This window comes from Blautia sp. DFI.9.10, from assembly GCF_024461705.1.
Classification (GTDB): domain Bacteria; phylum Bacillota; class Clostridia; order Lachnospirales; family Lachnospiraceae; genus Blautia_A; species Blautia_A fusiformis.
Genome location: NZ_JANGAA010000006.1, coordinates 20626 through 41517 on the forward strand (window position 1 = coordinate 20626; position 20892 = coordinate 41517).

Genomic DNA, 20892 nt, shown 5'->3' on the forward strand with positions numbered 1-20892 from the left:
TCATTGCTCTGCACAACGGAAGCAGAGAACTTGCCTGATCCGGTTCATTCAATATTCAAAAAAAGGAGACTTACTTATGAAACTCAGTGCACGTAATCAGTTAAAAGGAAAAATCATCAACATCAACCAGGGAGCTGTAAATTCCATCGTTTCCATCGATATCGGTGGTGGAAATATCATCACTGCTACCATCTCCTGTGCGGCGGTGGAAGAACTTGGACTGAAAGTAGGCTCTGATGCTTACGCAGTTATTAAGGCAACCAATGTTATGGTAGGTATCGATGAATAAAGTCTACACAGCACAGGAAGTTGCAGATAAACTAAAGATCAAAAAATCCACAGTATATGACCTGATCAAACGCGGAGAGCTTTCCTCCTCCAAAGTCGGCAAACAGCTGCGGGTCAGCGAGGAACAGCTGTCTCAGTATCTTAAGGGTTCGGAATGTTCTGCGTCTTCTGCTCAGTCTTATGATCACCAGCCGGAGAGTTCTCTTTTGAAAAGGGATTATCTTCTGCATTCCAGTGGACTGATCATCAGCGGACAGGCTTCTCCGGCTCTGGATCTTCTCCTGAATCAGCTTCCCACACACCCGGACAATCTGCCTGTTCTGCAGTCTCACATGAATACCTACAACGGACTGTATTCTCTCTATTTTGAAAAAGTCCACATTGCCTGTGCATCCGCCTCACCGGAAGATATCCATAGCCTTATACCCGGTATCCCACTGACTGTGATCTCTCTGTGTCAATATCCCGTCGGCTTCTATGTAAAAAAAGAAAATCCCAAGAATATCCGGGGATTTTCTGATCTTACACGGGCAGATATTATTTTTGTGAACCGCGAAAAAGGAAGCAGCCGTCGCATCCTTCTTGACCGTACACTTCTGTCTTCCGAAATTTCACCGGATTCCATATCCGGATATCGAAATGAGCTTGTTACCGATCACTCCACGGCTGCTGCAGTGGCTGGCGGACAGGCAGACATAGCTCTTGGCGAGGCCTGTGTAGCGAGAAACTTTCCGGAGCTGGATTTTCTTCCTGTTTGCCAGGAATCACTCTTCCTGGTTATGCAGACCAAAAATCTGAGCACCCCCGGCTTTCAGGCCGTAGCGGAAACCATTGCATCCGAACCTTTCCGCCGGTTTTTAGCTCTTCAAACCGGATACGATACTACTGACACCGGAAATATCCGGCATATTTAGGGCTAAGAAAAACGCTTATGTAAAAAATTCTTCCGCAACCATTTCTTTGATAATACAAAATCAGCCAGCACGTCAATGATCACTCCTTATTTTTGCCCAATTAAGGAAGTTTCTTGATCCTATGACTGCTGGCTGATCTTTATTTATTCAGATATTGATATACTCTTGAAGAAATCGAACGGATTCCATGCAGTAAATGATCTTCGGAAGCACCTTCTGAAAATATACATAATACATAATTTGTTTTCTTTCCATAGACGATTGCCATATCATGCTGAACTGAGCTTGTCTCACCAGTTTTGTTCGCGCATACTATACCTGTCGGAAGACCTGATGGAATTTTGTATCGTTTCGTCTGATGCAGTAAAAGATTTAGCATTTCTCTGGAATACTGTTGAGAAACACACTGACCTCGATAGATTTTTTCTAAGAGTATCCCACAATCTTTTGCAGATGCCGTGTTACGCCAGCCATCACTGCTCCAGGCAGAAGAAGACGGATGCAGGGAACTGTGACAACCGGTATTTTTGTAACCGTTCTTTCGAAGATATTGGTTCACTACAGCCGTTCCTCCTACAAAGCTTCCGCCTCCCTGACGCCTTACCAGTTCATTATAACATTCATTATCACTGACGGTGATCATATCCCACAGCAAGCTGTACACACCGGAGCTGTATTGCATTTTTCCCTGACGGATCTGATCATAGACCGACGCCATCACAAATGCCTTGATCGTACTTGCCGGATACATTTCCCGATCATTTATGTTTACAACATTTCCTGTTTTCAGATCTTTTATATAAACAGACCAGTTTCCACCGTAGGCAGAAACAAAGCTCTCCAATTCCGATTTAAATGCACTTAGAGCATACTCTGATCTTGTACTTTTTCTTCCCTGCCAGTCCACATACTGACCATCCGGTGTTTTCATATTTTTCGCAATGGTTCCGTTCGATTTCAGGTAATAACCATCTTTCCACCGGTTCACCAGCATTTTTCCATTTTGGTCTACATAATATTGCTGGCCCTCACAGGTTACCCACCCTGCCTTCTGTACCATTCTCCCATTATCATTGCCAAAATAATAGATTCCGTTAAACTTTTTTCCCTGAACTGTTTTGTTCACTTTATGAAAAGACGGACGCATGCAGATTCTTCCGGTTCCATAGAAATAATAATAACCACTTTTAAAATTACGCCCACCGAATCTTCTCTGTCTTATATAGCGTACTGTTCCACGATCAGCCAGTTTTCCGTACGCTTCCACATAATAAATGCCTGCGATAATTTTTTTGCCCCGTACCTTCTGTTCAGCTACGTTTACAAAGCCACGCTCTCCCTTTGAAATTCTTCCATTGGAGTCTGTGATGTGGTATTTATCAAAGCGGACACCAGAAACTGTCTTTTTATCAAAATAATACACGGATTGTTTTCTCAAAAGTTTTCCGTTTTTATCAAACATATAAAATCCTGTTTTTAAAAACTCTGTCTTTGGGATTGACAAATAACGTAATCCGGTAAGTTTTCGCTTATTAGAATCTTTCAAATACCAGTTCCCGCCAGATTTCTGAAGATAATTTCCACTGTTATCCCAAAATCGTACCGTTCTTTCAGCAGCCTCGACCTTTATCTCTGTACTTCTGGCACCAATAATACATCCAAAAACCACTACTAATATCAACCAATATATACAAACTGTTTTTTTTGCTTTCATACTTTAACAAGACCTGCCACAGACGATGGCAGGTCTTTCTCCTTTATCTTTATTATCCTATTTTCACACAGATGTTCTGGATCAGGCGGTTGTATCCGCTTACCTTTTTCAGCCATTCCAGCGCTATGGACACTGCCAGTGAAGCCAGCAGAAGCGTCAGTGTATTGGTCAGAAAATATCCACTCACATACACAAAAGAAGATTTTCTTATAAATGTATGTATCAGAAATATATTCATGGAATGTTTTCCGAGGAACAATAAAATCTGTCGCACTCCCGGAATGACATTAATAAATTCGCAGCAAAATGCCATAAATACAATTGGATACACACCCCAGTGGATCTCACTGTATACCGTCAGCGGCAAAGTTCTGTACGCTTTATACAAAATAAACACCGCAAGAAGCTCCAGAAGAAATTTGAAAACATGCTTCATTCCAGCATTCCATATCTTAAACCATCGGTTAAACAGATCATACTTGGCTACACACATTCCCATGAGAAATACCGGTAAAAATGCATAAATACCCGTAATTCCCATAACCTCCAGGGAAATTATCCGTGGAAATGCTGCAACAGCCACAAGAATAAATACCAGATATTCTTCCTTTATCATAAACAGTGGCACGCAGATGATAAAAATGATCGCCGCACTCATATACCACCAGGTTCCGTTCAGAGTCGAAGTTCCGAAAAGTTTCGCCAGACCAAAAAAATCCAGCACCATTGCGCTAACACCTTTGGCAATATTTCCGTTTCCGAAATATCTGGCCACGGCATAGCCGTTATAAAGCTGTGAGCTCACAACAGAAAGCCCCCATATAATCCAGAACCCTCCCATTGTTTTTATCAGTCTTTTGGCTGTCCACTTGCCAGGTGTAGAATTATTTTTTCTGTAACTGAGATACAGTCCGTATCCGGAAATAAATGCATAGATCGGTACACAGATCTTAAATGTTCTGCACAGATACATGATCCGATCTGCTGAAAACGGAGTGAAAACAACATTCAGCCCCTCAAATCTATCTTGACTCAGATACATATGATGGAACAGCATTATAACAATGGCAATGCCCTTCATCACCTGAGAATTATATTTATCAAACTTTATTGCCTGCTTTCCTTCCAAAATCCAACCTCCATATTACCGATTCTCGATGATCCTCTCATAAACTCGTTTGGAACAGTTACGGTCATTAAATGCAAAGGTCTCATCCATTCGTTTCCGATATTCCTCTTTCATCTGACAGCCGTCTGCCATATATTCGATGATCCGGTCCACAGTTCCGTCCAGTGTATGCTCCACCTCTCCGAAGCCATCTCTCTCATAGTCAAAGTATCCCTCTGTGTAGGAATGCGCGCCACTGAAAAAGCTGTCTCTGTCAAACTGGGAGTATACGATGGGTTTTCTCAAATATGCAAAATCAAAGGCAACCGAAGAATAGTCCGTGATCATCAGATCTGTCTGGGCAAAAATGTCCTTGTAGGAATAAGACGAATCCATAAATTTTACCCGTGGATCATGACGGAACATATGCAGACCGTCAATGGTATTTGGGTGAGGCATGAAGCAGATGGTATATCCGTACTTCTCTGCCGCTCCCAGAAGTCTTTCGTTGTTGAGAAGATCATCATAAAAATGGAAATATTCGCTTTCCTGAAATTCTTTTCCAAGCTGCCATACCCCTCTGGCATCGGTTCCTGAGGAAAGGCTTTTGCGCCAGGTAGGCATCACCGTCACATACTTACGCTCATCATGAACCAGACGGTCATAACGCGGCATTCCCGTAAGCCAGATATTTTTTTCCGGATAAAAATAGTCATAGGTAAAGGCAGAATCATATTCCGGCTTTGTGCTGACGATAAATCCGAAAAGATTACGGTTGTATTTGTTCAGCCACTTGGACTGGTTGTCTTTGGTCACACCATGCTGCAAAAATACCAGCTTTTTGTCATAGATGATATCGCGGTACAGATACTCCAGCTTTCCAAAAGGATTGATCACCGGTTTGTTAGCCTGGGAGGACAGTGAAAATTCATTCAGCAGGAACAGAAGCTTATGCTTCCAGGAGAAAGGCTCCACAACCTTTCCAAGCTTCTTCATTTCCACATAATCCTGTGTATCCTTGTTGACTACAAAGTACGGCTCCACCGTAGGGTCCGGATTGGCGCAGAGATAGCGGAACATCACTTCGCCGTTGTCATCTCCGCGTGTTGTACGATCGGAGATCAGCCAGATCTGCTTTTTCTGCTTTGCCTTCTGCATCTCGTAGAGCTTACGTACGAGAACTGCCTTTTTTCCGGCCTTTCCCTGAGAAAATATTGCTTTGGTGCGTTTTTTCTTCAGCTGTTTCTCCCTACTCTGACTGTATGGCTCTACCGTTACTTCATACTGATGGCCCAGAACCTTTGCATCTTCCTGATCCTCTCCACGGATCATCCGGACTTTTTCGTTAAGATACAGAAGCTTATCCTCTATATGCAGGAAAAGCGGCAGCTTCTTTGTAAATGGCACATATTTTCCGTAGGAAATATTGTACATTTTATTTATATGTCCATCTGTGCCTGTGCCCCAGCTGATAAACTCCCGGATCTCGGAAAGCGGAATGTCCACGATATACAGCTTCTCAACGGCACTTTCTTCTCTGCACCAGCCGGTTCTTTCCAGTGTATATTTCCATCTGGCTTCATAGGTGTTGCCACCAGTCATCATATATGCACGGTTTGTCCTGCTCACAGGCTCCACAATGGAAAATTCACAGTGCAGCTGGTCTTTTTCCGGCTGGAATATCTTGACACGGAGATTGTCATATATGGGATTCAGGATCGTGTCTGCCTGATCCGGAAATTTTTTGCATATATCCGGATAATATTTCCGGAGAAGATATACTTTGTTTGCCCTGCTGATATGCTGATTGGACATCACGATCTCCGGAAACTCCATCTGCTTCAGGAAGCTTTCGATACCTTCCTCATATCTGCACTTTTTCTCTTCATCAAGCTTCTCGTTATCAAATATGATATCAGCTATTTTTGCGCTGTAATACAGCAGCACATAATCTGCATTTTTTTCATGAACAGGATTTTCTTTTATTCTGCAGTCTGCGATCTTTCGGAAAAATTCCTGATAAAATACCTCCAGCTGGTCCGGATCCTGCAGCATATTCTTCCAGTCCTCCACCATGAGATGGTCCGCAAGGATCTGCACATAGATATCTTCCCCTGAAGCCACTCCCAGACTCCGGCAGCTTACAACGGACTGATATACCATGGTCATCACATCCAGATACCAGATCTCCGGACGGATCTCGGATACCCATTTCACCTGATCTGCGGCAAATGTGTAAGCGGTATACAGCTGATGCAGAAGATATACATTGTTATCCAGCGTTGTTTTTTCGGTGAAACGGTTACAGTAATTATTATGCTCCCGCACATAGATATTTCCTTTTCCACGGATCTTTGTTAGGACAACATCTCTGTTTTCTTCCTCAAAGCAGCGTCTGATCTCTGCACTGGATTTTGGGGAAAAACGGATTCCGGCTTTTGCAAAAACAACATAGCTTCCAGCTATCTTATCCTTCAGCTCCGCCACAAGATCCCCACATTCCAGTCCGTCAATATATAAAAGATCCCGGTCATCCAGCATCTCCCGGAAACGAGGATCCTCCGGATTGAACTCTCCGTAGATCTTATCCAGCTCTTCGTCCTTGAGCTCTTTCTCCTTTTCTCCGGCTTCCTCCAGCTCCCGCATGTCCCGTTCATCAGGAATATCCATATCTCCTGCAATGCATACTGCAAGGATCTGTACCGTTCCTTCCGGTGTGACCTCACGTACATTTTTAAAGGTTCTGTAAAGCTTTGCGGTATCTTTTGCAAAAACAACTACTGAAAATTCATACTCCCTGTTCATATTGCTCCTTTTGTATCCTTACATTAAAATTTTTTCTCTTTCAGCCTTCTTTTCAGTTTGTCCGGTATTTGAGCATTGGCTATATATTCATAAATTCGTTTGCTGTTGTCATTGTCCCTGTAGGGAAGAAGCTCATCTCTTCTTCCTGAAAATTCCGGTTTTTCACGGAATCCGTTCCTCGCATATTCTCCGATAAGGTCTACCAGCTGGTTCTGATCCCATGCCAGATCTCCGAAAACATCTTTTTTGTAGTCCATATAGCTTCCCTGGACTTTCTCATAGGTTTCCAGATCAAAGGGATAAAATACCACCGGTTTTTCCTGATAGTAGACATCCCAGGAAACAGAAGAATAATCGGTGATCAGCATATGACAGCTCATCAGAAGCTGATTCAGCGGCATAGTCCCAAATGGGATCAGACGGATATGCCTGTCTTCCACCTGAAAGCTCCGGATATGTTCCCGGAATTTCGGATGGATATAAAAATTCAGCGTGATATTTTCCTTTTCCAGAAGAGTCTTAAGCCTCTCATCCTGCAGAAATGCTTTATAACGCTGATAGTATTCACTTTTTTTGAACTGCTCCTCGCTGATATCCTCCAGCCAGCTTCTCCATGTAGGCATCAGCAGGATCTCTTTATGAGCCGGATCCGACTTGTCCTCCAGCACATCCCATCTGGCCAGTCCGGTGATAATGATCTCTTCATTATCGTATCCGAAATAATCATGGATGATCTTCTGTTCATAACCCGAAGACACCACAAACAGTGCCATCTGATTGCCTCCGCCTTTATGGAAGGTCCTGTGGCATTGCTTGAAGCCCATCACTCCATGCTGGAGAAATACGATGTTCTTCCGTGCCTGATACAGAACCTTGTAGATGCTGTTGGGCGAATCCCAGATATAAAAATGCCGGATTGCATCGGTAGATATCAGATACCGTGCAGCGCTGAGATAGATCATGTACTTAAATGACATGAACTGGATCACATTGGCATCATACTCTTTTACAGCCTGATAATCCGGACATTTTTTATCTATTACATAAAAAATCCGACTTCTGTCCTTCTCCGGTGCATGCTCCATACAGTACCGGAAAAAATAGAGGCCGTTGTCCTGTGCCATTGTACAGTATTTCTCGCAGATCAGCCATAATTTCTTATGATCCCAGTAAGGTTTCAGGATAAAATAGCAGAATAATGCAAGAAATTCTTTTGCTATAAATGCATAGCTGTCATATTTCGGATCATATTTCCGGTATTGAATGGTAAACTGCCTTGCTCCGTTGACAAAGGGATAAACCATATGCCCATCCCCGGTTCTGGTCCATCTTGGAAAAAGGATCAGCTTAAGTTTAAGTTTTGAACTTAAGCCTCCCAGGATCGCATCCTCATAATTTCCTTTTCCTTCTTTATCCACAGATGCCACCACATCCCAGAATGCGGTTTCCATCGGATACTGATCTACATTGATCTGTGCATGATACACGATCGTATTTCCTTTTTTTGCTGTCTGCATTTCAAAAGGAAAGCTTGTATCCAGCACTGCATTTCGCTGTTTCAGCTTCAGGGAACGGATCCTTCCTCTGGATCCTTCCAGCTCAAAACTGATCTTTATGGTTCCTTTTGTCAGCGAAAATTTCCTGGTTTTTACCTTGATCTCCGCCGGAGCCTCCATTAACTGCTGCAATTTTTCACCACCTGTTACATTTCTTTGATCGCTTTGTAATTTCTTTCACAGTTCTTTGTATCCCACAGATCAAAATATTTTCCGTGTCTTTCCAGATAGATCTCTTCATTGGCAAATCCCTGCTTATGCAGGCAGATCAGCCAGTCCGTTACTTCCTGTTCCGTTACACATACCGGACCGAAGCCATCTTTCCGGAAATCAAAATACCCGATCTGATGATGACTTTGCCGGAATTTTTCATTGTCAAACTGGTAGTAGACCAGTGGCTTTTTCATGTAGGCAAAGTCCATGGCCACACTGGAAAAATCAGTCACCAGCACTGCGGACTCTTTAAGGAGTGTCTGCACATCGTACTCAGGCCAGGACGCCACTGTGATCTTCGGATGATCCACATGAAAATATTTCAGGAACCGATGCATTTCCCTGTGCGGATAAAAGATGATCTGAAGATCGTTCTCCTCAATATAGCGGATCAGTCTCTCATCCTTGAGAAGTGCATCCCAGTACCGGTAATAATCGGTTTCCATGAATTTCTGTGCTTCCAGCTCGTGATCAGAGGCTGAGATCTCATTGCGGATATACATACGCCAGGTCGGCATGATCAGAATCTGGTTCTTTTTTACCTTCATATCATGAAGCTGGTCAAAACGACACAGTCCCAGCTCCTGCACATAGCCTTCCGGATATCCGTACCGGTCATTGACATATTTCCACTCATCATAGGTACTGGTAACAAAAAGGCTCATTTTTGTATGGGGATAATACAGAAAACTAAGATCTGCCGTAATGATCCCATGCTGCAGGAACGCCCGCTTGTTCCGTAGGATTCCGTAAACCTCCAGCACATAGCAGATGGCTGCGTTTGGTTTTCCCATTTTCTGGGAGCTGATATTTTTTGATGCAGCCAGATAGTAGATCCAGTGGCGGAAGCTTCCATACTGGATCACAGGTCCCAGATTTTTTACCCGGGCATAATCCGGAGATTTTCTATTGATGGCGTACACTGCATCCTCACTGGTATTTTCTCTCAGATATTTGTACAGCCAGAATCCGTTATCCCGGCATTCATTCTCTGTATCACAGAGAAGCCAGAGATCCCTGCGAAAAAGTCTGTAGACCATCGCAATGGGAAATGCCAGGATAAACTTGATGATGTGAAGCAGATCCCCAGGTTTTACTCGTTTCAGTTTTTCAAGAAATGTCTGTTCCATGTTTCCCTCTGTTTACAGGATCCCGGTTTATTCCTCTGACCAGTCTCCGTTATCATCCCAGACAATCTCTCCGTCTCCGCTGTCATCTGTATCTGTACTGTTGTCAAGAGAATCGTCACCGCTTCCGCTGTTGCTGCTGTCATCTACATAGTCGCCGCTATCATCACTGCTGTCATAGTTTCCATCATCACTGCTGTTGTCGTAGCTTCCGTCATCGCTGCCGTCGTAGCTTCCGTCATTACTGCTGTCATAGCTTCCGTCATCACTGTTATCATAGCTTCCATCATCACTGTTGTCATAGCTTCCATCGCTGCTGTCGGAAGAAGTATCCGTGATACCGGAAGAACTGTCTGTCAGATCTGAAGCATCTGTGCTGTCTGCGGAATCACTGCTGTCCGCCTCACTGTTATCCGTTTCCACATTGCCAATAGTGCTCTTCTCACTCTTGTCACTGAGGCTTGTATAGGTCAGGTATGCTTCTCCGTTATCGATCATCAGTTTTGCCTTTTCCATATCGCTCAGCTGTACACTGTAGATCTCATAGGCATTTCCGTCTCCGTCTACGAGCTTCATATCATAGATGGCATCTCTTGCAGAATCCGGGGTGTAATACATCTGCACCTGCTCCGCATCTTTGATGGTAGCTTCTGCAGGAACAAGACTTTTGCCCCATTCTTCCCCTCCTGCCGCGCGGAGATAGATCTCACGGATCTCTCCCTTCGTGCTGTTGGTAAGATAAACAAATTTTGCAGTACTGGTCTTTACACCGATCAGCTTCGGTGCAGGTGTAGATGTAGGAAGCGGTGTGGATGTAGCCGGTGCAGCCGTAGGTGCGGCTGTAGGAACCGGTGTTGGTGTCACCTCTGCTGTTTCCTTTGATGATTTTCCACAGCCGGCAATACCAAGCGCCGTCACTGCTGTCAGTACGATCAAAAGCTTCTTATATTTCATAATGATTACCTCCAGATTGCAGTTTTATGCTAAAAATGTTTTTCCAACGAAGTATCCGAGCACCAGGATACCAAGGATGATCCTGTACCAGCCGAATACTTTAAAATCGTGTTTCTTGATATATCCCATCAGGAATTTGATGGCAAGAATAGATACCACAAAGGATACCACAACACCTACGATCAGGATGATCAGCTCTGTAGAGCTGAAGGCAAAACCGAATTTGACCAGTTTCAGAAGACTTGCTCCGAACATAACCGGAATTGCCAGGAAAAAGGTAAATTCTGCTGCAACTGTACGGGATGTTCCTGCAAGGATTCCTCCGATAATGGTAGATCCGGAACGGGATGTTCCCGGAATCACGGAAAGCACCTGGAAGCAGCCGATGATCAGCGCTGTCTTAAAGGAAAGCTCATCCAGTCTGGTGCAGGTTGGTCTGCGGCGTTTGTTGTAGTTCTCGATAACGATAAAAAGCACACCATAAACGATCAGCATGATGGCAACGACCACATAGTTGTAAAATTTCTTTTCAATAATGTCATTAAAAGGAAGAGCGATGATGATCGTCGGCAGACATGCTACCAGGATCTTAAACCAGAGGATCCACTTATCCTTATCACAGTATTTTTCTACAAAAGTAAGGACAGTTCTGGGTACTGCCGGCTGTTTACGCAGTGCCATCTGTGTTTTCTTCGGGATTTTTCTTATGTAAAAAGGCCACAGCTTGTTCCAGTACAGTACAACAACTGCCAGGATCGCGCCAAGCTGGATCACCACCAGGAAAAATTCCATAAATGCCTCGGATACATTCAGCTTGATGAACTCATCCACAAGGATCATATGTCCGGTACTGCTGATCGGAAGCCACTCGGTGATTCCCTCCACAATACCGAGAAGGATAACCTTCAGTAATTCTATAAAAATCATGTTAACTCCTTTCCAAAAGCAAGATAAGGACAGGGCCGGTATGTGAACGACGGCCCCGTCCTTATCAGTATATTACATATTTGACAATTCGTAAACTTTTATTTTTTTATTTCACAAAATTTACAATTTTTTATCGATTGTCGATGGTGGCGATATCTACCAGAGTCAGGTTGTTCAGGTCTGTATTCTCAAGACTTGTAACCAGAGCCTCTGCAGTATCAAGGCTTGTAAGTACGTTAACACCTGTCTCAATGGCATTACGACGGATGACGAAACCATCTTTCTGATGCTCAACACCCTGTGGCGGTGTGTCGATAACAACATCGATCTTGTGGCCAAGGATCAGGTCCATCAGGTTCGGAGACGGCTGCTCCAGTTTATTGGTGCGTGTTACCTTGATTCCGTTCTCAGTCAGGACATTTGCTGTACCTCTTGTTGCGAAGATACGGTATCCCTGAGCCTCGAAGCGTTTTGCGATCGGGATGATGTCCTTCTTATCCTCATCCTTAACAGTGATGATCATCTGTTTGTGTTTCGGAAGACGGATTCCTGCCCCGATGAATGCTTTGTAAAGAGCCTCGTTGAAGGTCTTAGCAATACCAAGGCACTCACCTGTGGATTTCATCTCCGGTCCAAGGCTGATATCTGCGCCTCTGATCTTCTCGAAGGAGAATACCGGCATCTTGATTGCGAAGTACTCTGCTTCTTTCTGAAGTCCCGGTGTGTAACCAAGCTCTTTGATCTTATGTCCAAGGATAACTCTTGTTGCAAGCGGAACGATCGGGATTCCTGTTACCTTGCTGATGTACGGTACTGTACGGCTGGAACGCGGGTTAACCTCGATGACATATACATCCTCGCCTACAACGATGAACTGAATATTGATCATACCGATTACATGAAGTGCCTGTGCAAGACGGCGTGTGTACTCGGCGATGGTATCTTTTGCTTTCTGGCTGATGGTCTGTGCCGGATATACGGAAATACTGTCTCCGGAATGGATACCTGCACGCTCGATGTGCTCCATGATTCCAGGGATCAAGATGTCCTCACCGTCGCATACTGCATCGACCTCGATTTCTTTACCCATGAGGTATTTATCAACAAGGATCGGATGCTCCTGTGCGATCTGGTTGATGATTCCGATATACTCTTCCACATCCTCATCGCTGACAGCGATACGCATTCCCTGTCCTCCAAGTACGTAGGACGGGCGGACAAGTACCGGATATCCCAGCTCGTTGGCAGCTTTTTTCGCCTCTTCTGCTGTGAATACAGTGTGTCCCTTCGGTCTCGGGATCTGGCATTTCTCAAGAATGGCATCAAAGAGCTCTCTGTCCTCTGCTGCATCTACGTTCTCAGCAGATGTTCCAAGGATCTTAACGCCCATCTTGATCAGTGCCTCTGTAAGCTTGATGGCTGTCTGTCCACCGAACTGAACAACAGCTCCGTCCGGTTTCTCGATATTTACAACATTCTCAACATCTTCCGGTGTCAGCGGCTCAAAATACAGCTTATCTGCAATATCAAAGTCTGTACTTACTGTCTCCGGGTTGTTGTTGATGATGATGGTCTCATATCCCTCTTTCGCAAATGCCCATGTACAATGTACAGAGCAGAAGTCGAACTCGATACCCTGTCCGATACGGATCGGGCCGGAACCAAGTACCAGGATCTTTTTCTTATCTTTTGTCTCGATTGCTTCGTTCTCTGTCTGGTCATCGCCGTATACAGAATAGTAATATGGTGTCGCTGCCGCAAACTCTGCTGCACAGGTATCAACCATCTTGTATGCTGCACGGATGCCGTACTCTTTACGCAGGTCTTTGATCTCAGCTTCTGTCTTTCCTGTCAGGTCTGCGATGATGTAGTCCGGGAACTCCAGACGTTTTGCTTCCAGAAGAAGGTCTTTGTCCAGCTTCTGAGTTTTCAGAGCCTGCTCCATCTCAACAAGGATAGCCAGCTTATCGATGAACCAGATGTCGATCTTTGTGATATCATGAAGCTTCTCCTGGGAAACATTTCGTCTCAGGGCTTCTGCGATCTTCCAGATACGGCGGTCATCCACAATGTTCAGCTCGTCCATCAGTTCTTCATCAGAAAGATGTGAGAAATCATAGGACATCAGACTGTCTACATGCTGCTCCAGGGAACGGATAGCCTTCATTAAAGCGCCCTCGAAGTTATGGCAGATACTCATAACCTCACCGGTAGCCTTCATCTGTGTAGTCAGTGTACGTTTTGCTGTGATGAATTTGTCAAATGGCAGACGCGGGATCTTAACAACACAGTAATCCAGCATCGGCTCGAAGCTTGCGTATGTTTTGCCTGTGATGGCGTTCGGGATCTCATCCAGTGTGTAGCCCAGTGCGATCTTGGCTGCAACCTTGGCGATCGGATAACCGGTAGCCTTACTTGCAAGTGCGGAGGAACGGCTTACACGAGGGTTAACCTCGATAACGCAGTACTCAAAGCTCTCCGGATGAAGAGCGTACTGTACGTTACATCCACCTGTGATGCCAAGCTCTGTAATAATGTTAAGAGCAGATGTACGGAGCATCTGGTACTCTTTATCTCCTAAGGTCTGGGAAGGAGCAACTACGATGGAGTCACCGGTATGGACACCAACCGGGTCAATGTTCTCCATGTTGCAGACTGTGATGCAGTTTCCTGCGCTGTCTCGCATTACCTCGTACTCGATCTCTTTCCATCCGGCGATACATCTCTCTACAAGAACCTCGCCTACACGGGAAAGACGGAGACCATTCTCAAGGATCTCACGAAGCTCCGGCTCATTATGCGCGATACCGCCGCCGCTTCCGCCAAGTGTATATGCAGGACGGAGAACAACCGGATAACCGATAGTCTGAGTAAACGCAACACCGTCTTCTACAGTTGTTACGACCTTGGATGCTGCAACCGGCTCGCCGATCTTTTCCATTGTATCCTTAAATTCCTGACGGTCCTCAGCTTTACGGATCGTAGCTGCTGTGGTACCGATGAGACGTACATTGTGCTCTTTCAGGAAGCCCTTTTCCTCAAGCTCCATGGCAAGGTTCAGACCTGCCTGTCCGCCCAGTGTAGGAAGTACACTGTCCGGTTTCTCTTTGAGGATCAGCTGCTCTACGACTTCAACAGTCAGAGGCTCGATGTAAACTCTGTCTGCGATGTCTTTATCTGTCATGATGGTAGCAGGATTGGAGTTTAAAAGTACAACCTCCATGCCCTCTTCCTTCAGGGAGCGGCATGCCTGGGTTCCTGCATAGTCAAACTCTGCTGCCTGGCCGATTATGATCGGGCCTGAGCCGATTACAAGTACTTTTTTTATGTCCTTATTCCTTGGCATTATTTCTCTCCTCCCATCATCTTCATGAATCTGTCAAAAAGGTAACTGGAATCCTGTGGTCCAGGGCATGCTTCCGGATGGAACTGTACAGTAAAGATGTTCTTTCCGTTATATGCCATACCCTCGTTTGTTCCGTCGTTGACGTTTACAAATGCAGGATGTGCGATATTTTTCTCCTCAAGTCCCTCTGCGTCTACAACGTAGCCATGGTTCTGGGAGGAAATATATACTCTTCCTGTCTCAAGGTCTTTAACCGGATGATTTCCGCCTCTGTGACCGTATTTCATCTTATGGGTGTCTCCGCCTGTTGCAAGAGCCATAAGCTGATGTCCAAGACAGATGGCAAAGATCGGTACATCAGAGTCGTAAAGTTTTTTGATCTCTTTAATAATAGAAGTACATTCCTTCGGATCTCCAGGTCCGTTGCTGAGCATGATGCCGTCCGGATTGTCTCCAAGGATCTCTTCTGCAGATGTCAGAGCCGGGTAAATAGTAACCTGGCATCCTCTCTCATTCAGTGAGCGTGCAATGTTTTTCTTGGCGCCCAGATCAAGAAGGGCAACCTTCGGTCCGTTCCCCTTAAGCACTTCCTTTTCGCGGCAGGAAACCTTCTCTACCACTTTTCCTGTTGTATATGCTTTTAATCTGGGGATGATTGTATCCAGGTCATAGTTCTCATCAACTGTGATCATTCCGTTCATGGTTCCCTTCTCACGAAGGATCTTAGTCAGTGCTCTGGTATCAATTCCTGCGATTCCCGGAATGTCGTTTTTGCTCAGAAAATGCTGAATGGTGTCTACGCTTCTGAAGTTGCTGGGAACTCGTGATAATTCGCGTACAATAAATCCGTCAATCCACGGCTTCCTTGATTCCTGGTCATCATAACAGATTCCGTAGTTTCCGATCAGCGGATATGTCATACACACCGCCTGTCCTGCGTAAGAAGGATCTGTCATTACTTCCAGATAACCGGTCATGGAAGTGTTAAAGACAATTTCACTGATGACTTCCCTTGCAGAACCAATGCTAGTTCCTGTAAATACATGGCCATCTTCCAATATCAGAAATGCTTTCATACAATCTCCCTTTCTTTGTTCTCTTATTTTATCCTAAATCTTCAAGATTGTATCACAGGAATCGTCATTTTTCAACACCATATGCAAAAAAAATGTATAAAACTAACTTAAAATATTTTTTTTGAATTTTTTTAATTTTTTTGAATTTTTCTATTGACATTATCCAATTCCTGAGTTATTATAAGTGAGCAGTCGACGAGCGGAGCAAACAAAGCAAAGCAAGCCGGTTGAAAAAATGCAGGAATGGCGGAATTGGCAGACGCGCAGGCTTCAGGTGCCTGTGGTCGCAAGATCGTGTGGGTTCAAGTCCCATTTCCTGCATTCTTTTTTATTTTATCCAAAATCAAAAAAACAGAAGCGCCCAACACCGGCACTTCTGTTTTTTTATTTATTTTTCTTTTTCAGAAAAGATCTCTCTCCCGCCCCAGAGAAGCGCACCTGTAAATATGAAAAGATCCGAAATATTAAATACGACCTTCTTAAGCTTCGGATTTTCCACATTCAGGCTCACATAATCCGTGACGTATCCCTTTCTGCGACGTTCCGTATAATTATTCAGACCGCCGCCCAGGATCATGGAAAGCCCAAGCTTGGATATGCGTGTGCCTTTTTCTCCGGAAGTACGTATATACTCCCAGATTGCACCGCCCAGCACCATAGATGCAAGATCTCTCAGGAATTCTTTATCTTTGTTTTTTAATATTCCAAGCATCATCCCATGATTATGGCAATTTCTTACGATCAGTCTGCCTCCCAGGCACTTTTCCTTCAGATCTTTCTTTTCCGATGTGTTGATTTTCTTCTTTATATAATAGTCTGTACCAAAGATTCCCGCCGTCAGTAAATTCCACAACATTATTCCCTCTCCTTATTTCTGTGGTCTACATAATACTCAGGCAGGCTCCCACTGGGGAAAGCCTGCCTTATATGCTTATGGTTATTCTGTTTTTTCTTCTATTGTTTCTGTATTTTCCGGATCAGCCGCAGGCCCCTCTGTTTCTGCAGATCCCACTTCCGTTCTTTCCTCTTCCAATTCCGGATCTGATCCTGATGTTTCTGTTTCTGACGCTTCTGCGGTTTCTGCTGTTTCTACTACTTCTGACGCTTCTACTGTCTCTTCCGGATCTGCTGCCACTTCTGTAACTTCTGCGTTTTCTTCCGCTTCTGTCTCCGGTACTTCTGTCACCTCTGCCTCAGCAGCCTCTTCCAGCTCCTCATCTGCCTGCTCGATCACATCGGCAGCTTTCTCTTCCAGCTCCGCTGTAGGACACGCCGCTCCGCAATACGGACAGAAGCTGGCCTCCCGCATCACCGCCTTATGGCAGGCCGGGCAGAACTTCTCCCCTTTACTGGCAGCGATCGCATCTCTGTAGTGATCCGCCTCCAGCATGTGCTGGCTGATCTCCTCGCAGATAGCTCCCGTCTCACCGTCAACGGCTTCTCCCTGCTCATAACGTGTATAGATCATCTTTCCGATATCCATCATCAGCTTTTCGGTCATACGCTCCTGTGCAGAGAGCTTGTTACGGATCTTCTGGATCTCATAGAGATTCTCTGCTCTGGAACTTAAGCCCTTTGCCTTTCTTGTCAGTGTGTTTCCCAGATCATCCCAAAAACTGCTTTTTGCCATATCTGTCACGCTCCTTTATATTAAAGAATCTTCTTGTTTCTTATCCTTCCAGTGCCGGGATCTCCTGTCCACGCATAAGGATCTTCGGACCTCCGTTGCCCTGAATGTATCCCTCTGTGATCACGACCTCACCGATATTGTCGTCCTTCGGGATCTCATACATGATATCCAGCATATATTCCTCCAGGATAGCCCGGAGAGCTCTGGCTCCTGTATGGCGTTCCAATGCCTTACGGGCAATGGCATGTAAGGCACCGTCCTCAAACTCCAGTTTCACTTCATCCAGTGCCAAAAGCTTCTTGTACTGTTTCAGAATGGCGTTCTTCGGCTCCTTGAGGATTTTCACAAGCATATCTTCCGTCAGCCCGTTCAGGGTAAAGATGATCGGAAGACGACCGATAAATTCCGGAATCATTCCAAATGCACGGAGATCATCTACCGTTACTTTCTCCAGCACATGCGGATCATCATCATATTTGTCCTTCAGATCTGCATAAAATCCGATAGACGCCTGTTTATTCAGTCTTTCTTTGATGATATTCTCAAGATCCGGGAAGGCACCGCCACAGATAAACAGAATGTTCCTTGTATTTACAGTCACCATAGGTACCATGGCATTCTTGCTGGTAGCACCTACCGGAACTTCCACTTCACTTCCCTCCAGAAGTTTCAGAAGTCCCTGCTGGACAGCCTCTCCGCTGACATCTCTCTGGTTGGTATTCTTCTTCTTTGCGATCTTATCGATCTCATCGATGAAAATGATCCCGTGCTCTGCCTTCTCCACATCATTATCTGCAGCTGCAAGCAGCTTGGATACTACGCTCTCGATATCATCACCGATATAACCGGCCTCTGTAAGAGATGTGGCATCTGCAATGGCAAGCGGTACCTGAAGAAGTCTGGCAAGCATCTTCACCAGATAAGTCTTACCGCAGCCTGTAGGTCCGATCATCAGCATATTGGATTTCTCGATTTCAATATCATCCATGGTATCTGTGGCAACTCTCTTATAATGGTTGTATACACCTACAGACATTACCTTCTTGGCATATTCCTGTCCGATCACATATTCATCCAGAGTTGCTTTGATCTTATGTGGTGCAGGAATATCTTTGAGATCGATCACCGGCTTCGGAGTCTCTGATTTTTTCTTGATCTTCTTCGCCTGGTTTCCGGGATTCTGGAAACTGCTGAGATCGATCATGCTCACATTCGGCATGTTAAAAAGATCGGAATAATTTCCATTGTTCATCTGGGTGTTCATAGTATCAAAGCTTTTCTGCATGCAATCCGCACAGATATGTATATGATTAGGAAGGTCGATCATCTTCCCTGCCTGACTCTCCGGTCTGCGGCATAAAAAACAGAATTTCTCGTATTTCTGCTCCTGGTCATTGTCTTTATTATTATCAAACTGATCTGCCATAACATTTCCTTTCTGGTTTTTATTATGCATATTATAGCACATAATCCCGCTGTATCAAATTAAGTTTTTATAAACCGGGGAGCTGCATGTTCTTATGCAGCTCCCCGGTTTATAAATGGTTATCCTGTATTTTCTTTTATTTGTCAGAAGAGGGTTTGCTTCCGAGGGTCACTTCAACCGTCTGTTCCTTGTACTCTCCGCTGTTCGCTCTGGAGATCACCACTTCGATGGTTTCTCCTGCCTCATAATACTGCAGCTTATCAACAAGGTCATCCTTGCCGCTTACCTTCTGTCCATCCAGCTTCACAATGATATCGCCTTTTTTGATCCCTGCATTATCTGCTGCGCCACCTTCCGTTACCTCAGTAATAAAAGCACCTGCCGGCATATTATACATCTGGATGGCTTCTGTTGTAAGATCGGCAGCCTTGACTCCCATATATCCTACCTTGGAAGAATCTTCCACCTTATCCCTGGTTTCGCGGTTCATCAGTTCTTCCAGGATCGGCTCTGCCTTGGAGATCGGAATGGCATATCCCATGCCTTCCACCTGACTGTCTGCATACTTGGCCGCATTGATACCGATCACTTCACCGTTCATGTTCAGAAGTGCACCGCCACTGTTTCCGGGATTGATCGCTGCATCAGTCTGGATCAGTCCGCTGGCTTCTCCGTCCTCTGTACTGATGCTTCTGTTAAGGGCACTTATCCATCCGGAGGTAACTGACTGTCCATAGCCCAGTGCATTGCCAATGGCAACCACCTGCTCACCGACTACAAGATCGTCCGAGCTTCCCATCTGTGCAATCTTGATCTCATCCATGGTCTCATCCGGAATATCGGATTTCTCCACTGCCACCACTGCCAGATCATTCTCTTCATCGGTGCCTTTGATCTTGGCAGAAACTGCGTTATCCACATCCGCATCTCCATCGGAGCTGCTTGCCATAGCCTGGGTTTCTTCTTCCGCTCCTACCACATCACTGCCTGCAAAGCACACAGTAAGTGTAGTCGCTCCAGATACCACATGGTTGTTAGTCGCAATGAGAAGCTCGCTGTCATTTTCTCCTACAATAATACCGGAACCACTTCCTGCACTCTGATACTGCCTCGTTCCATATCCGAAAAAGCTTGGGATCTCCTGCACACTGACAGATGTAATGGCAACGATAGAAGACATGGTTGCCTGGGCTACACCGGCCACTGTACCACTCTCTGCCACAATATCCTTCACAGTAGAATCCGCAGAGCTACTGTCAGTACTGTCCTCTGTCCCGGTAACTGTTTCTGTCTTTCCGATCGTTGTACTGCTGCCATTTCCTCTGTATTTATCTGCTGCAATATTCACGCCCTGAAAAACCACTCCGGCTACCAGCCCAAAGATCACAGCCAGGGCCACCGCAGTGGCTGCTTTCTTTCCAAAGCTGTTGTTGCCTGAAAAATCTCTCTTTTTCCGCGGCTTTTTGGGCGGTATATTTCCACCGGCATAATTACCGGCCTGAGGCTGGTGCACCTCATAATGTCCGTATTTTGGTTTCTCCTGCGAAGTGCCTTCACTCTGTCCGGCACCTGCATAACTGTCCTGTCTGCTCTCCTGCATCCTGCGTCCCTCAGAATAAGGATGCGTCAGCGGTTTCTGTTCTGCCGAAGCATTCTTATCCTCATCCGGCAAGTCTGTCACCCATTTATTCTCTTCACTCATGCCTCTGGTGCTCCCTTCTATGTTATCTGATGCATGTATCTGTTACTGCTCACTCCGTTCTCAGTAACATTTATTTCTCTTATAAAAGACAGTTTAACAGGGAATT

General features: G+C 45.1%; 15 protein-coding genes and 1 tRNA gene. 3 read left to right on the forward strand and 13 right to left on the reverse strand.

Features of this window, described 5'->3' with window-relative positions; genetic code table 11:
- Window positions 1–76: 76 nt before the first annotated feature.
- The gene (locus NE671_RS05320) at window positions 77–289 is read left to right on the forward strand and encodes a TOBE domain-containing protein (RefSeq protein WP_015527392.1); all 213 of its coding nucleotides are present in this window, start codon (window positions 77–79) and stop codon (window positions 287–289) included.
- Complete coding sequence (locus NE671_RS05325; RefSeq protein WP_161209326.1) at window positions 282–1202, forward strand: substrate-binding domain-containing protein; 921 nt, start codon at window positions 282–284, stop codon at window positions 1200–1202. Before NE671_RS05320 ends, NE671_RS05325 begins: the two co-directional genes overlap by 8 nt.
- A 139-nt stretch (window positions 1203–1341) precedes the next feature.
- Here the strand turns inward: NE671_RS05325 and NE671_RS05330 are convergent, their stop codons facing one another.
- The 9 genes from NE671_RS05330 to NE671_RS05370 all read right to left on the reverse strand — a co-directional run bounded on the left by NE671_RS05330 (window position 1342) and on the right by NE671_RS05370 (window position 16028).
- The gene (locus tag NE671_RS05330) at window positions 1342–2664 is read right to left on the reverse strand and encodes a serine hydrolase (RefSeq protein WP_173740710.1); all 1323 of its coding nucleotides are present in this window, start codon (window positions 2662–2664) and stop codon (window positions 1342–1344) included.
- A 304-nt stretch (window positions 2665–2968) separates the two neighbouring features.
- Window positions 2969–4045, reverse strand: a complete 1077-nt coding sequence (locus NE671_RS05335) for an acyltransferase family protein (RefSeq protein WP_118752898.1) — start codon at window positions 4043–4045, stop codon at window positions 2969–2971.
- A gap of 15 nt (window positions 4046–4060) precedes the next feature.
- The gene (locus tag NE671_RS05340) at window positions 4061–6829 is read right to left on the reverse strand and encodes a CDP-glycerol glycerophosphotransferase family protein (protein WP_118752899.1); all 2769 of its coding nucleotides are present in this window, start codon (window positions 6827–6829) and stop codon (window positions 4061–4063) included.
- Window positions 6830–6852: 23 nt separating this feature from the next.
- Window positions 6853–8517 carry a CDP-glycerol glycerophosphotransferase family protein gene (locus NE671_RS05345; RefSeq protein ID WP_110102797.1) on the reverse strand — a complete coding sequence of 555 codons (1665 nt, stop codon included), beginning with the start codon at window positions 8515–8517 and terminating at the stop codon, window positions 6853–6855.
- Between the two features lie 14 nt (window positions 8518–8531).
- Complete coding sequence (locus NE671_RS05350; RefSeq protein ID WP_129975611.1) at window positions 8532–9728, reverse strand: CDP-glycerol glycerophosphotransferase family protein; 1197 nt, start codon at window positions 9726–9728, stop codon at window positions 8532–8534.
- A 27-nt stretch (window positions 9729–9755) separates the two neighbouring features.
- Window positions 9756–10679 (reverse strand): hypothetical protein, encoded by a 924-nt coding sequence (locus NE671_RS05355; RefSeq protein ID WP_129975613.1) that lies wholly within the window; start codon window positions 10677–10679, stop codon window positions 9756–9758.
- 24 nt (window positions 10680–10703) lie between these two features.
- The gene (locus tag NE671_RS05360; RefSeq protein ID WP_015527398.1) at window positions 10704–11606 is read right to left on the reverse strand and encodes an undecaprenyl-diphosphate phosphatase; all 903 of its coding nucleotides are present in this window, start codon (window positions 11604–11606) and stop codon (window positions 10704–10706) included.
- A 130-nt stretch (window positions 11607–11736) separates the two neighbouring features.
- Window positions 11737–14952 carry a carbamoyl-phosphate synthase large subunit gene (gene carB / locus NE671_RS05365; protein ID WP_129975615.1) on the reverse strand — a complete coding sequence of 1072 codons (3216 nt, stop codon included), beginning with the start codon at window positions 14950–14952 and terminating at the stop codon, window positions 11737–11739.
- Entirely contained in the window at window positions 14952–16028 is a 1077-nt protein-coding gene (locus tag NE671_RS05370) for a carbamoyl phosphate synthase small subunit (RefSeq protein ID WP_015527400.1), read from the reverse strand. Before NE671_RS05370 ends, carB begins: the two co-directional genes overlap by 1 nt.
- Before the next feature lie 237 nt (window positions 16029–16265).
- Here NE671_RS05370 and NE671_RS05375 point away from each other — a divergent pair.
- Window positions 16266–16349 (forward strand) — tRNA-Leu (locus NE671_RS05375).
- Window positions 16350–16416: 67 nt separating this feature from the next.
- Here NE671_RS05375 and NE671_RS05380 read toward each other — a convergent pair.
- The 4 genes from NE671_RS05380 to NE671_RS05395 form a co-directional block, all read right to left on the reverse strand.
- Window positions 16417–16884, reverse strand: coding sequence for a signal peptidase II (locus NE671_RS05380; protein WP_129975617.1), 468 nt, complete (start codon window positions 16882–16884; stop codon window positions 16417–16419).
- Between the two features lie 81 nt (window positions 16885–16965).
- Window positions 16966–17658, reverse strand: coding sequence for a zinc ribbon domain-containing protein (locus NE671_RS05385; protein WP_173740711.1), 693 nt, complete (start codon window positions 17656–17658; stop codon window positions 16966–16968).
- A gap of 40 nt (window positions 17659–17698) precedes the next feature.
- Window positions 17699–19084: an ATP-dependent Clp protease ATP-binding subunit ClpX gene (gene clpX, locus NE671_RS05390; RefSeq protein ID WP_022426973.1), complete on the reverse strand. Its 1386-nt coding sequence runs from the start codon at window positions 19082–19084 to the stop codon at window positions 17699–17701.
- A gap of 136 nt (window positions 19085–19220) precedes the next feature.
- A complete protein-coding gene (locus NE671_RS05395) occupies window positions 19221–20786 on the reverse strand; it encodes a S1C family serine protease (RefSeq protein ID WP_173740712.1) in 1566 nt (521 codons plus the stop codon).
- Window positions 20787–20892 lie beyond the last annotated feature (106 nt).

Coding starts and splice junctions, on each gene's coding strand:
- NE671_RS05320 (WP_015527392.1), top strand. CDS start 77: ATGAAACTCAGTGCACGTAATCAGTTAAAAGGAAAAATCATCAACATC.
- NE671_RS05325 (WP_161209326.1), top strand. CDS start 282: ATGAATAAAGTCTACACAGCACAGGAAGTTGCAGATAAACTAAAGATC.
- NE671_RS05330 (WP_173740710.1), bottom strand. CDS start 2,664: ATGTTTGATAAAAACGGAAAACTTTTGAGAAAACAATCCGTGTATTAT.
- NE671_RS05340 (WP_118752899.1), bottom strand. CDS start 6,829: ATGAACAGGGAGTATGAATTTTCAGTAGTTGTTTTTGCAAAAGATACC.
- NE671_RS05350 (WP_129975611.1), bottom strand. CDS start 9,728: ATGGAACAGACATTTCTTGAAAAACTGAAACGAGTAAAACCTGGGGAT.
- NE671_RS05355 (WP_129975613.1), bottom strand. CDS start 10,679: ATGAAATATAAGAAGCTTTTGATCGTACTGACAGCAGTGACGGCGCTT.
- NE671_RS05360 (WP_015527398.1), bottom strand. CDS start 11,606: ATGATTTTTATAGAATTACTGAAGGTTATCCTTCTCGGTATTGTGGAG.
- carB (WP_129975615.1), bottom strand. CDS start 14,952: ATGCCAAGGAATAAGGACATAAAAAAAGTACTTGTAATCGGCTCAGGC.
- NE671_RS05370 (WP_015527400.1), bottom strand. CDS start 16,028: ATGAAAGCATTTCTGATATTGGAAGATGGCCATGTATTTACAGGAACT.
- NE671_RS05380 (WP_129975617.1), bottom strand. CDS start 16,884: ATGTTGTGGAATTTACTGACGGCGGGAATCTTTGGTACAGACTATTAT.
- NE671_RS05385 (WP_173740711.1), bottom strand. CDS start 17,658: ATGGCAAAAAGCAGTTTTTGGGATGATCTGGGAAACACACTGACAAGA.
- clpX (WP_022426973.1), bottom strand. CDS start 19,084: ATGGCAGATCAGTTTGATAATAATAAAGACAATGACCAGGAGCAGAAA.
- NE671_RS05395 (WP_173740712.1), bottom strand. CDS start 20,786: ATGAGTGAAGAGAATAAATGGGTGACAGACTTGCCGGATGAGGATAAG.